The following is a 14,571-nucleotide window of genomic DNA, read 5'->3' on the forward strand; positions in this document are numbered from 1 at the left end:
CAACGATGACGCAGATCGACTACGGACGCGCCGCCAAGTACTTCTTGTTGCAGGACTTTTATCAGGGCATGAAGCTTGGCCTAAAGTATTTCTTCGCGCCCAAGGCAACGCTGAACTATCCGCACGAAAAAGGCCCGCTGTCGCCGCGGTTCCGAGGCGAGCATGCGCTGCGTCGCTATCCCAACGGCGAAGAGCGTTGCATTGCGTGCAAACTGTGTGAGGCGATCTGCCCGGCACAAGCGATCACGATTGATGCGGAACCCCGCGACGACGGCTCGCGCCGCACCACGCGCTATGACATCGACATGACCAAGTGCATCTATTGCGGTTTCTGCCAGGAGGCGTGCCCGGTGGATGCCATCGTCGAAGGGCCGAACTTCGAGTTTTCGACCGAAACGCGCGAAGAGCTCTATTACGACAAGGCCAAGCTTTTGGACAACGGCGACCGCTGGGAAGCCGAGATCGCGCGCAACCTCGAACTGGATGCGCCGTACCGATGACCGATCCGAAAACCCCTTTTGAGCTGATGATGCAGCAGGCGCAGGAAATGGCGAAAGCGTTCAATCCGGCGCTGTCGTCATTCGACCCCAAGGGGTTTGAAAAAATGTGGCCGACCATGCCGAAAGACGCCATGGAAATGTGGTTCGGCAAGGGGATCAGCAAAGACGGGCTGGATGCCAAGACGCGGCTGCTGCTGACGTTGGCCGGTCTGACAATGCAAGGCGCGCAGGCCGATACGCAGGTGCGCATGACCGTGCGACACGCTTTGGCCGCAGGTGCCACCAAAGACGAGATTGCCGAGACCATCGCCCAGATGTCGATGTTCGCCGGTATACCCGCCATGACCCGCGCGATGGAACTTGCGCGGGATGTCATGGAAGACGACAAAAAGGATGACGAGACATGAGCGTCTTTGCCTTCTACCTCTTTGCCATTTGCACCATTGCGGGTGGGCTGTTCACAGTAATAAGCCGCAATCCGGTACACTCGGTGCTGTGGCTGATCCTCGCCTTCCTGTCCTCTGCCGGATTGTTCGTGCTTCTGGGCGCGGAATTCGTGGCGATGCTGCTGGTGATCGTCTACGTGGGCGCGGTGGCGGTTCTGTTCCTGTTCGTCGTGATGATGCTGGATGTGGATTTCGCCGAACTTAAGGCCGAGATGGCGCGTTATGTGCCACTGGCGCTGCTGTTTGGGGTCATCATCCTGATGCAATTCGCGCTGGCTTTTGGCGCATGGGAAAGCAACGCAGCGGCCGAGGGTCTGCGCGCGCAGGTGGTTCCGGTAGACCGGCACAACACCGAAGCGTTGGGCATGATCCTCTACGATCAGTATTTTCTGCTCTTCCAGCTTGCGGGTCTGATCCTGCTGGTGGCGATGATCGGCGCGATTGTTCTGACACTGCGCCACCGGTCGGACGTCAAGCGCCAGAACGTGCTGGCGCAGATGTACCGCGACCCGGCCAAGGCGATGGAACTGAAAGACGTGAAGCCCGGACAGGGCCTCTAAAGATACGCGGCCCCGATCCGTTTGGGGCGCTTTGACAAAGAAAACGACGGGGCACACCCCGGAGGGACGTGATGATAGGACTTGAGCATTACCTGACGGTGGCAGCCGTGCTGTTCGTGATCGGGATTTTCGGGCTGTTCCTGAACCGCAAGAACGTGATCATCCTGCTGATGAGCATCGAACTGATGCTGCTCGCGGTGAACATCAACCTTGTCGCGTTCTCGAGTTTCCTTGGCGATCTGGTGGGGCAGGTGTTCACCTTGTTCGTGCTCACGGTCGCGGCGGCCGAAGCGGCCATCGGCCTTGCCATCCTCGTCTGTTTCTTCCGCAACCGTGGCTCTATCGCGGTTGAAGACGTTAACGTGATGAAGGGCTGACGATCATGGAAACGCTTATCCTGTTTTCCCCGCTGGTCGGCGCCATTCTGTGTGGCTTTGGCTGGAAGTTCATCGGAGAGACCGCCGCGCAATGGGTGGCCACGGGTCTTCTGTTCTTTGCCTGTGTGCTTTCGTGGATCGTCTTCCTGACCCATGACGGCGTCACCGAGACCATCAACATCCTGCGCTGGATCGAGTCCGGTACGCTGAGCACCGAGTGGGCGATCCGTCTGGACCGTCTGACCGCGACCATGCTGATCGTCGTGACCACGGTGTCGGCGCTCGTGCATCTTTATAGCTTTGGCTACATGGATCACGACCCGCAGTGGAAAGAAGGCGAAAGCTACAAGCCGCGCTTCTTTGCCTATCTGTCGTTCTTTACCTTCGCCATGCTCATGCTGGTGACATCGGACAACCTTGTTCAGATGTTCTTTGGCTGGGAAGGCGTGGGCGTCGCGTCCTACCTGCTGATCGGCTTCTACTACCGCAAGCCGTCTGCCAACGCCGCCGCAATCAAGGCCTTCGTGGTCAACCGGGTGGGCGATTTCGGCTTCGCGCTTGGTATCTTCGCGCTGTTCTTCCTTGTCGACAGCATCCGCTTTGACGCCATCTTTGCAGCCGCGCCGACGCTGGCCGAGACACAGCTGACCTTCCTCTGGACCGAATGGAACGCGGCCAATCTGATTGCCTTCCTGCTGTTCATCGGCGCAATGGGCAAATCGGCACAATTGTTCCTGCACACGTGGCTGCCGGACGCGATGGAAGGCCCGACCCCGGTGTCCGCGCTGATCCACGCGGCCACCATGGTGACGGCGGGTGTGTTCCTTGTCTGCCGCATGTCGCCGCTGATGGAGTTTGCGCCTGAAGCGATGGTGTTCGTGACCTTCCTTGGTGCGTCGACTGCCTTTGTCGCGGCGACCATCGGGTTGGTGCAGACCGACATCAAGCGCGTGATCGCGTATTCGACCATGTCTCAGCTGGGGTATATGTTCGTGGCCGCAGGCGTTGGCGCCTATAGCGTGGCGATGTTCCACCTGTTCACGCACGCGTTCTTCAAGGCCATGTTGTTCCTTGGCGCAGGGTCGGTCATTCACGCGATGCATCACGAGCAGGACATGCGGAACTATGGCGGCCTGCGGAAAAAGATCCCGTACACGTTCGGCGCGATGATGATCGGCACGCTGGCCATCACCGGTGTTGGTATCCCGCTCACCGGATGGATCGGCTTTGCTGGCTTCGCGTCCAAGGATGCGGTGATCGAGAGCGCCTATGCCGCGGGTCCGATGGGCTATGCCTTCTGGATGCTGGTTGTCGCGGCGCTGTTCACAAGCTTCTACAGCTGGCGTCTGATGTTCCTGACCTTCTACGGCAAGCCGCGCGGCGACAAGCACACGCATGAACACGCGCATGAAAGCCCGATGATTATGCTGATCCCGCTGGGCGTTCTAAGCCTTGGGTCGATCTTTGCCGGGGCCATCTGGTACAACAGCTTCTTCGGTCATACCGACAGTGTCGCCAAGTTCTTTGGTGTGCCTTATGCCGAAGCCGGTGAGCATTCCGCCGAGGGCGAAGGCCACGGTGAGACGGCTGCGGCCGATGCCGGACACGCCGAAGAGGCCAAAGGTGGCGAGCATCACTATGTCTTTGCCGGTCAGCCGGGCGAGGGTGCCATCTATGTCGGCCCCGATAACGACATCATAAACGAAGCGCATGAAGTGCCGAAATGGGTCAAGGTCAGCCCGTTCATCGCGATGCTGCTTGGTCTTGCGAGCGCCTACTGGTTCTACATCGTCAATCCAAAGCTGCCCAAGCGCTTGGCCGAAAGCCAGCGTCCGCTGTACCTGTTCCTGCTGAACAAATGGTATTTCGACGAGATTTACGATTTCCTTTTCGTCAAATCCGCCAGCATGCTCGGGCGCGTGCTGTGGAAGCGCGGCGACGGCAATGTCATCGACGGGTCGATCAACGGGGTCGCCATGGGCTTTATCCCGATGCTCACGCGGCTCGCTGGTAAGGCGCAGTCTGGTTACATCTTCACATATGCCTTCTTCATGGTGATCGGCATCGCAGCCCTTGTCACATGGATGACGCTGAGCGGAGGAGCACGCTGATGGATAACCTTCTTTCCATTGTCACGTTCCTGCCAGCACTGGCGGCTGTGATCCTGCTGGTCTTCCTGCAGGGCGACGATGAGGCGGCCAATCGGAACGCCAAGTGGTTGGCGTTGATTGCGACCTCGGCCACCTTCCTGATCTCGCTTTTCATCCTGCTCCAGTTCGATCCCCAGAACACCGGGTTCCAGATGGTCGAACAGGCCGAGTGGTTGTTGGGCCTGCAATACAAGATGGGTGTCGATGGGATTTCGGTTCTGTTCGTCATGCTCACAACGTTCATGATGCCGTTGGTGATTGCGGCAAGCTGGGACGTGAACACCCGCGTCAAGGAATACATGATCGCATTCCTGCTTTTGGAAACGCTCATGCTGGGCGTGTTCATGGCGCTTGATCTGGTGCTGTTCTACCTCTTTTTTGAGGCGGGCCTGATCCCGATGTTCCTGATAATCGGCATCTGGGGTGGCAAGAACCGCATCTACGCGTCGTTCAAGTTCTTCCTCTACACCTTCCTTGGATCGGTTCTGATGCTGGTGGCAATGGTCGCCATGTTCTCGGACGCGGGGACCACCGATATCGAACAGTTGCTTGTGCACCAGTTTGGGTCGGAAAGCTTCTCGCTTCTTGGCATTCAGATTGTGGGCGGCATGCAGACGCTTCTGTTTCTTGCCTTCTTCGCATCGTTTGCTGTCAAGATGCCGATGTGGCCGGTCCACACATGGTTGCCGGATGCGCACGTTCAGGCCCCGACCGCTGGGTCTGTTGTTCTGGCTGCGATCCTGCTGAAAATGGGCGGCTACGGCTTCTTGCGGTTCAGCCTGCCGATGTTCCCGGTGGGATCGGATGTGCTGGCACCGTTGGTGCTGTGGATGTCGGCGATTGCGATTGTCTACACCTCGTTGGTTGCACTGGTGCAGGAAGACATGAAAAAGCTGATCGCCTATTCGTCCGTCGCCCACATGGGCTATGTGACAATGGGCATTTTTGCCGCCAACCAGCAGGGTATTGATGGTGCGATTTTCCAGATGATCAGCCACGGCTTCATCTCGGGCGCGCTCTTCCTGTGCGTTGGTGTGATTTATGACCGGATGCACACACGGGACATCGACGCTTATGGCGGTCTGGTAAACCGGATGCCGGCCTATGCGCTGATCTTCATGCTGTTCACCATGGCCAATGTCGGCCTGCCGGGGACATCGGGCTTTGTCGGTGAATTCCTGACGCTGATGGGCATCTTCCAGGTCAACACATGGGTTGCGGCTGTGGCCACATCCGGTGTGATCCTGTCGGCCGCTTATGCGCTGTGGCTTTATCGTCGGGTGGTCATGGGCGACCTGATCAAGGAAAGCCTGAAGACCATCACCGACATGTCACGCCGCGAGCGGGCGATCTTTGCGCCGCTGGTCGTGGCGACGATCCTCTTTGGCGTCTATCCGGCCCCGATCCTCGATACGATCGGACCGTCGGTCGAAGCGCTGGTTTCAAACTATCAAGTCGCGGTTGCGGAGGCGGATCTCGCCACGCAAGTCGCGCATAGCGAATAAGGGGGCTGGGCTATGCTCTCGGCTGATCTGGGTATCATCCTGCCGGAAATCGTGCTGGCCGTTTATGCGATGCTGGCACTTCTGGGCGCGGTCTACACTGTCAAGGATGGGGCTGCGTCGCTGCTGGTCTGGGTGACGAGCGGTCTGTTCCTTGCCCTTGCGGTCTGGATCGGGCTGAATGGGGCAGGGACCAACATTGCCTTCAATGGGATGTTCGTGGATGACGGGTTTGCGCGCTTTGCCAAGGTGGTGATCCTTGTCTCTGCCGCCGCCGTGCTGCTGATGTCCGAAGCCTACATGACCCGACGCGGGCTCCTGCGGTTCGAATATCCGCTGCTGATCGCACTGGCGGTTGTGGGCATGATGATGATGGTGTCCGCAGGTGACCTGATGGCGCTTTATATGGGGCTCGAACTGCAATCGCTCGCACTGTATGTGGTTGCATCCTTGCGCCGCGACAGCCTGAAGTCGACCGAGGCGGGCCTCAAGTACTTTGTGCTGGGTGCGCTATCCTCCGGCCTTCTGCTTTATGGTGCCTCGCTCGTTTATGGCTATTCCGGCACAACGCTTTTCTCGGGGATCATCCAGACGGCGGTACATGGCGATCTGTCGCTTGGTCTGCTCTTCGGTCTGGTATTCCTGATTTCTGGTCTTGCGTTCAAGGTTTCGGCCGTGCCGTTCCACATGTGGACACCCGACGTCTACGAAGGCTCGCCCACGCCGGTCACCGCGTTCTTTGCTACCGCACCCAAGGTTGCCGCAATGGCCCTGTTCGCGCGCGTCATGCACGACGCCTTCGGTGCGGCAGTCAGCGATTGGAGCCAGGTGATCGCGCTGCTGTCGGTGCTGTCGATGTTCCTTGGGGCCATCGCCGCCATCGGCCAGACCGACATCAAGCGTCTGATGGCGTTTTCGTCCATCGCGCATATGGGCTATGCCCTGATGGGGCTGGCGGCAGGCACCGCGTTCGGCGTGCAGGCGATGCTGATCTATATGGCGATCTACGTCACTATGAATGTCGGCACATTTGCCTTTATCCTGTCGATGCACCGCGACGGTCAGCCGGTGTCGAACATCGGGTCTCTGAACATGTATTCCAAGCGTGAGCCGGGCAAGGCGCTGGCGATGCTGGTGCTGCTGTTCAGCTTGGCCGGTGTGCCGCCGCTGGTGGGCTTCTTTGGCAAGCTCTATGTGCTGCGCGCGGCCTACGAGGCCGGGCTAGCGTGGCTGGCGATTGCCGGCGTGATCGCGTCGGTGATCGGGGCGTTCTACTACCTGCGGATCGTCTTCTACATGTATTTCGGCGAAGAGCGTGATGACGCGTTGGACAGCAGCCGGTCTCCGATACTCTGGGGCATGCTGATGGCAAGCGCGGTGATCATGGTGGTCGGCGTGGTCAACCTGTTCGGGATCGAAGGTGCGGCTGCGGCTGCTGCGGCGACCCTTGTCAACTAAACCGGCTTTCTTGTTAAAAGACAGTGACGCGCCATTGGCGCGTCACTTTGTTTTTTGCGCCCCGCTGCGCGGGTCGCGATGCCTCCGGCGGGTGTTTATCTGGCAAGATGAAGGAGCGGGTGATCTTGTCTGATTGGCCTTTGGGATATGGGCGGCAGGTGCTGGCCGAAGTGGACAGCACGATGCTTGAGGCCGGGCGACAGGCAACCGGTTTGGCGGGGCCCACCTGGATTTGCGCGCTGCGGCAGACCGCGGCACGGGGACGGCGTGGCCGCGCCTGGGTCAACCCTGAGGGCAACTTTGCGGCCACTTTGGTGCTGCCAACCTCGGACGCGCCGGAAAAGCGCGCCTTGCGCAGCTTTGTGGCGGCGCTCGCGCTTTATGATGCTTTGGTTGGGGTGTCGGGCCGTGTCGATGGGCTGACGCTCAAATGGCCGAATGATGTGCTTTTGACCGGAGGCAAGGTGGCGGGTATTCTGCTGGAAAGCCTCGGGTCGCATTTGGCGATTGGGATCGGTGTGAACTTGATTGCAGCGCCCGCGTCTTCCGAAGTGGAGGCCCGTGCTGTGGTGCCGGTCTCTGTGCTGTCCGGTCTTGGGGTCGAGGTGTTGCCAGAGGTGTTCCTTGACATTCTTGCTGCGGCCTATGCGCGACATGATGCGCAATTCGTGACCTACGGGTTTGCGCCCATCCGGGAGGCATGGCTGACCCGCGCGGCACGGTTGGGGGAGGTTGTCACCGCGCGGATGGGCGACCGCGAGGTCACGGGCACGTTCGAGACTGTGGACGCCGAGGGCCGGATCGTCTTAAACACCGCTGCAGGCCGTCAGGCGATCGCCGCGGCGGATATTTTCTTTTAAGGGGCAAGGCCATGCTTCTGTGCATTGACTGTGGCAATACCAATACCGTGTTTTCGATCTGGGATGGCACGCGCTTTCTTTGCACCTTGCGCACGTCGACCCATCACGGGCGCACTGCGGATGCCTATTTCACGTGGTTCTCGACCCTGATCGGCCATTACAAGATCGAACCGGATATCACCGATGTGATCATCTCGTCGACAGTGCCGCGCGTTGTATGGAACCTGCGAGTCTTCTCTGACCGGTTCTTTGGTGTGCGTCCCATCGTTGTGGGCAAGCCTGAATGTCTGTTGCCCCATCCGCCTCGGGTCGATGTGGGCACCGGCGTGGGGCCGGACCGGCTGGCCAATGCGGTGGCGGCATTCGACCGGCATGGTGGCGACTGCGTTGTGGTCGATTTTGGCACGGCGACGAATTTTGACGTTGTGGCCGAGGATGGCGCTTATGTCGGGGGGGTGATCGCTCCGGGGGTGAACCTGAGCCTCGAGGCGTTGCACCAGGGTGCTGCAGCGCTGCCGCATGTGGATATCTCGCAGCCGGAGCGTGTGATCGGCACCAACACAGTGGCCTGTATCCAGTCGGGTGTCTTCTGGGGCTATGTCGGGCTGATCCAAGGGATCACAACGCGCATCAAGGCTGAATATGGCCGTCCGATGAAGGTGATCGGCACCGGTGGGCTTGCGCCCTTGTTCGCGCAGGGTGAGCTGCTATTTGACACAATTGAAGATGACCTGACCATGCATGGTCTGACGGTCATACACGCGTATAACACAGAAAACGGATAAAACATGAGCGGTGAACGGATCATCTACCTGCCCCTTGGCGGGGCCGGCGAAATTGGCATGAATGCCTATGTCTATGGCTATGGCAAGCCGGGTCAGGAAAGGCTGATCCTTGTTGATCTCGGTGTGACCTTTCCAGACATGGATGGGACACCGGGAGTCGATCTGATCCTTCCGGACATCACATGGCTGAAGGAACGCCGTCACCAGCTCGAGGCGATCTTTATCACCCACGCCCATGAGGACCATGTGGGCGCTGTTGGGCACTTCTGGGAAGAGCTTGGTGCGCCAATCTACGCGCGGGCCTTCACGGCGCATATCGCGCGGCTCAAGATGGAGGATGCGGGGCAGTCGCCGGAAACCGTACGGACCGTGTCGCCTTGGCCCGAAACCGTTGAAGCCGGGCCGTTCAAGGTGGGGTTCTTGCCAATCTCGCATTCCATTCCCGAAAGTTCGGGTCTGGTGATCGACACGCCAAAGGGGCGCTTGGTGCATTCGGGCGACTTCAAGATCGATGAAACGCCGGTTGTCGGCGAGGCGTTTGACCGGGCGCTTTGGGAAGAGATCGGCAAACCGGGTGTGAAAGCACTGATTTGCGATTCCACCAATGTGTTCTCTTTGCATGAAGGTCGGTCAGAGGCGACCGTTGGTCCTGAGATCGAAACGCTGGTGCGCGATGCCAAGGGCATGGTTGTGGCGACCACTTTTGCCTCCAACGTGGCGCGTGTCAAAACTCTGGCCGAAGCAGCGGTTCGGGCTGGGCGATCGGTCTGCCTATTGGGCCGCGCGATGCGGCGGATGATCGAAGCGTCGATCAAGACCGGCGTTTTGGCGGATTTCCCAACGGTGATCAGCCCGGAAGAGGCCACACAGATCCCGCGCGAGAACCTGATGTTGATCGTCACTGGGAGCCAGGGCGAACGGCGTGCGGCCTCGGCGCAGCTTGCGCGTGGCAAGTACCAAGGTCTGACAATGGCCGAAGGGGATATGTTCCTGTTCTCGTCGAAAACGATTCCCGGGAATGAACGTGGCGTGATCCAGATCATGAACGCGTTTTCCGAGCAGGGGGTGGACGTGGTCGATGACAGCTCTGGCAAATACCACGTGTCTGGCCATGCGAACCGTCCTGATCTGGAAACCATGCATGCCGTCGTGAACCCGCAACTGGTTGTGCCGATGCATGGCGAACATCGCCATCTGCGCGAACATGTGAAGGTTGCCGGGGCTGGCGGACGCAAGGGCGTTCTGGCAGTGAATGGCATGATGATCGACCTCAGTGGAAATGAGCCGACCGTGGCCGAATATGTTGAAACGGGGCGCACCTATCTGGACGGCTCGGTCAAGATCGGGGCCTTGGACGGGATCGTGCGCGACCGTATCCGCATGGCGCTGAACGGGCATGTGATTGTCACGGTCATTCTGGACGAAGACGACGAATTGCTGGGCGAGCCGTGGTGCGAAGTCATGGGCTTGCCGGAGATCGGCCGCAGCAACGCGCCGTTGGTCGACGCGCTGGAAGAAGACCTGTCACAGTTTATCGGTCGGGCCGGGGCCAAGACCATCACCGACGATGACAAGCTCGAAGAAGGGCTGCGCCGGATCGCGCGCCAGACGACGCAGAACGAAATCGGCAAGAAGCCCGAAGTGACCGTTGTGATCAGCAGGCTTGCATGACGCGCGCGGTTGTCTTCGACCTTGACGGGACGCTGATCGACAGCCTTCCTGATATCGCGGCAGCGGCCAATGCGCTTTTGGCAGATCATGGCATGCTTCCGCTGCCTCAAACACAGATCGGCGGGTTCGTCGGTATGGGGGAGCGGGTGTTTCTTGATCGGCTGATCGCGGCGACAGCGCTTGATGCGGCAGAGTATGACGCGCTGATGGTCGAGTTCATCACGCATTACAAAGCCAGCACAGGTCTGACCACGGTGTTTCCGGGTGCATTGGACGCGGTGAAGGCGCTCAAGGCCGAAGGCTATAAGCTGGGTATCTGCACAAACAAACCCGGTGGGCCATTGGCGGCTGTGTTGGATGCGCTTGATTTGACCAAGTGGTTCGACGTGATCATTGCGGGCGACACATTGCCGGTGCGCAAGCCCGATCCGGCCCCCCTGCATCTGGCGTTTGAGCAGATGGGGGCTGACATGGGTGTTTATGTCGGGGACAGCGATGTTGATGCGGAAACGGCGCAGCGGGCTGGAGTGTCGTTTGCGTTCTTCACCGAAGGCATCCGAACCAAGCCGGTTGACGCGATCCCGCATGATCGGGCGTTTGACCGGTTCGAGGATCTACCAGCCATCTGTCAGGAGATCCTGCGTCCGATCTAGGAGGGCGATGCGTCATCGCATCGCCGCGTTTCCGTTGACGGAAACGCGCCCCTTGGTCAGCCAGCGCGGCGTTCGTCAAAGCTCAGCGCGATGAAGGATGGCATGTGGTCGCCCATGCCCACGACATTGCTGTCGCGGCCACCGCGATCATTCCGTCCGCCGCGATCGTTGCGGCGGTTGCGGGACCGATCCTGATCCTGTTTTGGCGCGTCGTCGCGGTTTTCAACCTTTGCAAGTTCTTTCGGAGCCTCGGCCTGAACCGGGACTTGTGTCTCAACCTGAACGTCTTGCGCCGTCTCGACTGGTTTTGAACGGCCACGTCCCCCACGAGAACGACGGGGTTTGCTGTCTTTCTTTTCGTCCGGTGTCTCGTCCGCTGATGGCGCGGCTTCGGTTTGGACCAGCGGGTTATCGATGCGCGGGATTTCTTTCTGGATCAGCTTTTCGATGGCGTCGAAATTCTTTTCGTCTTTCGCGCCGCAGATCATCATCGCCTTGCCCTTGCGACCGGCTCGTCCGGTACGGCCGATGCGGTGCACGTAGTCCTCGGCATGGCTGGGGACATCGAAATTGAACACATGGCTCACTGCAGGTACATCCAGCCCGCGTGCGGCCACGTCCGAGGCGATGAGGAAGCGCAACGTGCCTTCTCGGAAGCCTTCCAGCGTCTTTGTCCGCTGGGACTGGTCCAGATCGCCATGGATGGGTGCCGCGTCCAGACCGTATTTCTTGAGCGATTTTGCAACGATATCCACGTCTGACTTGCGGTTGCAGAAGATGATCGCGTTCGAGCAGGCGTCGCCTTCACCTTCGATCATCTTGCGCAAGAGCGCGCGCTTTTCCGTGCCTTCGCGGTCGCGGCGCGATGCCTTGAACATCACCACACCCTGTTCGATTGTCTCGGACGCTGTGGCCTGACGGGCCACTTCGATGCGGGCCGGGGCCGACAGGAAGGTGTTGGTGATCCGTTCGATCTCTGGCGCCATGGTGGCCGAGAAGAACAGCGTCTGGCGTGTGAACGGTGTGAGCGAGAAAATGCGTTCGATATCTGGGATGAACCCCATGTCCAGCATGCGGTCGGCCTCGTCGACGACCATCACCTGCACACCCGTTAGCAGCAGCTTGCCGCGTTCGAAATGGTCCAGCAAACGGCCGGGTGTGGCGATCAGCACGTCGACGCCTTTATCGATTAGCAAATCTTGTTCTTTAAAGCTGACCCCGCCGATCAGCAGAGCCTTGGTCAGCTTTACGTGCTTGGCATAGGTGTCGAAGTTCTCAGCGACCTGGGCCGCCAATTCGCGGGTCGGGCACAGAACAAGACTGCGTGGCATTCGGGCGCGGGCGCGTCCACGGGCGAGCAGTGTAATCATCGGCAGCGTAAAGCTTGCGGTCTTGCCAGTTCCCGTTTGCGCGATGCCAAGGACGTCACGTCCTTCCAAAGCCGGGGGAATGGCGCCTGCCTGAATGGGGGTGGGCGTGTCGTAGCCCGCCTCTTCAATAGCTTTCAGGACTTTCGGGTTGAGGTTCAACTCAGAGAATTTTGTCATGTGTATCCGTTATTCACGGACTGACTACGCCCGTGCGTCTGTTGCCATCCGGCCCGTATGGCCCTGTGGTTGTCCACAGTCTCGATGCCCCGCGTATGTACTCTTGGAAGGCGGTGGGGTCAATGAGGCGCATCCGGACTGCGCTGATGTGCCGTTCCCTAGCAGGTTTTGGTGTCAAAGCAGCAACAATTCCACAGCCCGGCAGAAAGGCGCTGCAGGTCGTCAGTCCGACAGGGATAGGCCGAACACCCGTTCCACCGCCGCGTCCGGGTTGAACTTTGGTGTCAGCAACAAACCGTGTTTCTTCAGGCGCGCCCGCAGATCGGGGGTGTCCTCGCAGACTTCGGTGAAGAACAGGCGCAAGCCGTCCTCGCCTTCTTCGTCGCGGAGGTAGCGCAGCAAATGGCCGGTATTCTTGAGCGCGTCGTCCGATTTCACGCGATATGACCCTTGGGCCTGTCTGAATTCCAGCTTTTCGATGAAGTTGTCCCAGTTCGGCGCGTGCAGGTGGCCCACGAACGCGCCATCAAGCGTCGCCGTGTTGAGCACGTCTTCCCCCTTGAGACGCAGTCGGTGAATGGCCAGTCGGACATTGCCCAAACCGGTGCGGGCGAACACCTTGCCTGCAAGATGGCTCAGGAACCCACCGCGCACATAACTGCCAAAGGTCGGGTAAATCTCGGTGACGGCTGTGGGCGGCACGTCATCGCCTGTTGTCCGCAGTTTAAAATGGCGCGGCATGTCTTTGGCATCCCGGGCTGCAAGCGCTTCGGCCGGATAAAGCCGCGCACCGGCCATCTCATCGGGCACTGACTTCAACAGGGTGGACAGTTTCTTGGGGCTGAGGATGAACTCGTCAGTGTCGATATGCCCAAGCCAATGCACATGCTGATGCGCCTGTTTCAGTGCCTGCGTGGCGTTGAAAGTCTGCCGCAACTGGTGGGCGTCGGGCCGGTTCTTGCCCTTCCTTTTCCAATAGGCGGCATCGCAGACCGTTACCGTGACCTTCGGATGATCCTTGAGCAACGCACAGACATCCGGATCGGGTGCGTCAAGATAGAGATAAACATGACCCGCGCCGATATCGAGATGATGCGCGACAAAGCGTGCAACATCCAAAAGCGGCGCGTTTGTGGTGCAAACCACCCCCCAGGTGGGGGTCTTGGCTGAGACCGGCTGCACGGGCAGCGTGATGCCATGTTCCGCTTCGGTGTCGGTGTCCGGCTGATCATCCCGTCGCAGTTTGCGGACGCGCAAGCGGTGCAGGCGGTGGAAGACGGTGCGCGGGTCGTCGACCAGCCGTTGCAGCATGTCCTGCGCCAAGGGGCGGATCACCGGGTCGGTCTCAGCCTCGTCCCACAGCCGGCCGATCAGGTTTGCATCCAGCCCACCGTCCTGAAGTGAAAACGCGTTCATCTGCAAGGGCAGTGGCCCACTTGCACGCCCATCCAGCGTAAAGGGTCGATCCGCCTCGCGTCCGGAATAGAGCCGTTCGCTTTCATAAAGTTTCATTGCGCCGAACAGGGTCGACAGCGCCAGACCGGTGCTGCGCTGTGCTGGTGTGGTGCCATGATCGCCAAAAGTCGTCAGGCTCGAAACTTTCCAAGGCAGGTCCATCTCGGTCAAAAGCAGGTCCGCATGTTCGGCCCAGAGCCGCAGGAACAGGTCCGCAGTATGGGGCGGCTGGCTGCGCTTACGCAGATGCGCGATCAAGAGACCATTCAGGTGCAGCAAGGCGTTCTGGCCGTCAAGTTCGTGTGCGATGTCCCAGCTTTTGCGGGCGTTGTCGGACAGGGCGCGGGTGCTCTCATCGGGCACGGACACCCGCGTTCCGGCGAGTGCCTGAAGGTCGCAGTCCAACGGAGGCAAGGATTCTCCTTCGGCAAAGCTCAAAGGCGCGCGCCGTGCATTCATCTGCTCAAGGATGCCCGCCATCCCGTTTGGATATGCCGGGTTTGGCGATGGTTTTTGACTGCTCATACGTGCAGAGTGCCGCTTCGCTGCGGTCTGATCAATGGAAAAGGCATTTGAAAATGCCTTGATCAAGCCCGTTTGAACGGGC

General features: G+C 59.6%; 13 protein-coding genes. 11 read left to right on the forward strand and 2 right to left on the reverse strand.

Annotated features, from left to right (window positions below):
• The first annotated feature begins 5 nt into the window (after positions 1 to 5).
• The 11 genes from nuoI (at position 6) to gph (ending at position 10,962) form a co-directional block, all read left to right on the forward strand.
• Positions 6 to 500, forward strand: coding sequence for an NADH-quinone oxidoreductase subunit NuoI (gene nuoI / locus ACK3EW_RS07575; protein WP_085629564.1), 495 nt, complete (start codon positions 6 to 8; stop codon positions 498 to 500).
• Positions 497 to 907, forward strand: coding sequence for a carboxymuconolactone decarboxylase family protein (locus tag ACK3EW_RS07580; protein ID WP_435671130.1), 411 nt, complete (start codon positions 497 to 499; stop codon positions 905 to 907). The genes nuoI and ACK3EW_RS07580 overlap by 4 nt, the downstream gene beginning before the upstream one ends.
• Positions 904 to 1,506, forward strand: coding sequence for an NADH-quinone oxidoreductase subunit J (locus ACK3EW_RS07585; RefSeq protein ID WP_085629560.1), 603 nt, complete (start codon positions 904 to 906; stop codon positions 1,504 to 1,506). Before ACK3EW_RS07580 ends, ACK3EW_RS07585 begins: the two co-directional genes overlap by 4 nt.
• A gap of 71 nt (positions 1,507 to 1,577) precedes the next feature.
• Positions 1,578 to 1,883, forward strand: coding sequence for an NADH-quinone oxidoreductase subunit NuoK (gene nuoK, locus ACK3EW_RS07590; protein WP_072777106.1), 306 nt, complete (start codon positions 1,578 to 1,580; stop codon positions 1,881 to 1,883).
• Between the two features lie 5 nt (positions 1,884 to 1,888).
• Positions 1,889 to 3,994, forward strand: a complete 2,106-nt coding sequence (nuoL, locus tag ACK3EW_RS07595; RefSeq protein ID WP_493809104.1) for an NADH-quinone oxidoreductase subunit L — start codon at positions 1,889 to 1,891, stop codon at positions 3,992 to 3,994.
• Positions 3,994 to 5,538, forward strand: a complete 1,545-nt coding sequence (locus ACK3EW_RS07600) for an NADH-quinone oxidoreductase subunit M (protein ID WP_493809105.1) — start codon at positions 3,994 to 3,996, stop codon at positions 5,536 to 5,538. Before nuoL ends, ACK3EW_RS07600 begins: the two co-directional genes overlap by 1 nt.
• Positions 5,539 to 5,550: 12 nt before the next feature.
• Positions 5,551 to 6,993 (forward strand): NADH-quinone oxidoreductase subunit NuoN, encoded by a 1,443-nt coding sequence (gene nuoN / locus ACK3EW_RS07605; RefSeq protein ID WP_085629554.1) that lies wholly within the window; start codon positions 5,551 to 5,553, stop codon positions 6,991 to 6,993.
• Positions 6,994 to 7,118: 125 nt separating this feature from the next.
• Positions 7,119 to 7,853, forward strand: coding sequence for a biotin--[acetyl-CoA-carboxylase] ligase (locus tag ACK3EW_RS07610; RefSeq protein WP_493809106.1), 735 nt, complete (start codon positions 7,119 to 7,121; stop codon positions 7,851 to 7,853).
• 11 nt (positions 7,854 to 7,864) lie between these two features.
• Positions 7,865 to 8,638 carry a type III pantothenate kinase gene (locus ACK3EW_RS07615; protein ID WP_439120949.1) on the forward strand — a complete coding sequence of 258 codons (774 nt, stop codon included), beginning with the start codon at positions 7,865 to 7,867 and terminating at the stop codon, positions 8,636 to 8,638.
• A 3-nt stretch (positions 8,639 to 8,641) separates the two neighbouring features.
• Positions 8,642 to 10,309, forward strand: a complete 1,668-nt coding sequence (locus ACK3EW_RS07620; protein WP_493809107.1) for a ribonuclease J — start codon at positions 8,642 to 8,644, stop codon at positions 10,307 to 10,309.
• Positions 10,306 to 10,962 carry a phosphoglycolate phosphatase gene (gene gph, locus ACK3EW_RS07625; protein ID WP_493809108.1) on the forward strand — a complete coding sequence of 219 codons (657 nt, stop codon included), beginning with the start codon at positions 10,306 to 10,308 and terminating at the stop codon, positions 10,960 to 10,962. The genes ACK3EW_RS07620 and gph overlap by 4 nt, the downstream gene beginning before the upstream one ends.
• Before the next feature lie 56 nt (positions 10,963 to 11,018).
• Here gph and ACK3EW_RS07630 read toward each other — a convergent pair whose 3' ends face one another.
• Positions 11,019 to 12,509, reverse strand: a complete 1,491-nt coding sequence (locus ACK3EW_RS07630; protein WP_493809109.1) for a DEAD/DEAH box helicase — start codon at positions 12,507 to 12,509, stop codon at positions 11,019 to 11,021.
• Positions 12,510 to 12,731: 222 nt separating this feature from the next.
• Positions 12,732 to 14,489, reverse strand: a complete 1,758-nt coding sequence (locus ACK3EW_RS07635; protein WP_493809110.1) for a glycosyltransferase family 2 protein — start codon at positions 14,487 to 14,489, stop codon at positions 12,732 to 12,734.
• Positions 14,490 to 14,571 lie beyond the last annotated feature (82 nt).

Source organism: Marivita sp. NO-S04 (assembly GCF_059070475.1).

Excerpts from the sequence above, each read along its gene's own strand:
- nuoI (WP_085629564.1), top strand. The coding sequence starts at position 6 with ATGACGCAGATCGACTACGGACGCGCCGCCAAGTACTTCTTGTTGCAG.
- ACK3EW_RS07580 (WP_435671130.1), top strand. The coding sequence starts at position 497 with ATGACCGATCCGAAAACCCCTTTTGAGCTGATGATGCAGCAGGCGCAG.
- ACK3EW_RS07585 (WP_085629560.1), top strand. The coding sequence starts at position 904 with ATGAGCGTCTTTGCCTTCTACCTCTTTGCCATTTGCACCATTGCGGGT.
- nuoK (WP_072777106.1), top strand. The coding sequence starts at position 1,578 with ATGATAGGACTTGAGCATTACCTGACGGTGGCAGCCGTGCTGTTCGTG.
- nuoL (WP_493809104.1), top strand. The coding sequence starts at position 1,889 with ATGGAAACGCTTATCCTGTTTTCCCCGCTGGTCGGCGCCATTCTGTGT.
- ACK3EW_RS07600 (WP_493809105.1), top strand. The coding sequence starts at position 3,994 with ATGGATAACCTTCTTTCCATTGTCACGTTCCTGCCAGCACTGGCGGCT.
- nuoN (WP_085629554.1), top strand. The coding sequence starts at position 5,551 with ATGCTCTCGGCTGATCTGGGTATCATCCTGCCGGAAATCGTGCTGGCC.
- ACK3EW_RS07615 (WP_439120949.1), top strand. The coding sequence starts at position 7,865 with ATGCTTCTGTGCATTGACTGTGGCAATACCAATACCGTGTTTTCGATC.
- ACK3EW_RS07620 (WP_493809107.1), top strand. The coding sequence starts at position 8,642 with ATGAGCGGTGAACGGATCATCTACCTGCCCCTTGGCGGGGCCGGCGAA.
- gph (WP_493809108.1), top strand. The coding sequence starts at position 10,306 with ATGACGCGCGCGGTTGTCTTCGACCTTGACGGGACGCTGATCGACAGC.
- ACK3EW_RS07630 (WP_493809109.1), bottom strand. The coding sequence starts at position 12,509 with ATGACAAAATTCTCTGAGTTGAACCTCAACCCGAAAGTCCTGAAAGCT.
- ACK3EW_RS07635 (WP_493809110.1), bottom strand. The coding sequence starts at position 14,489 with ATGAGCAGTCAAAAACCATCGCCAAACCCGGCATATCCAAACGGGATG.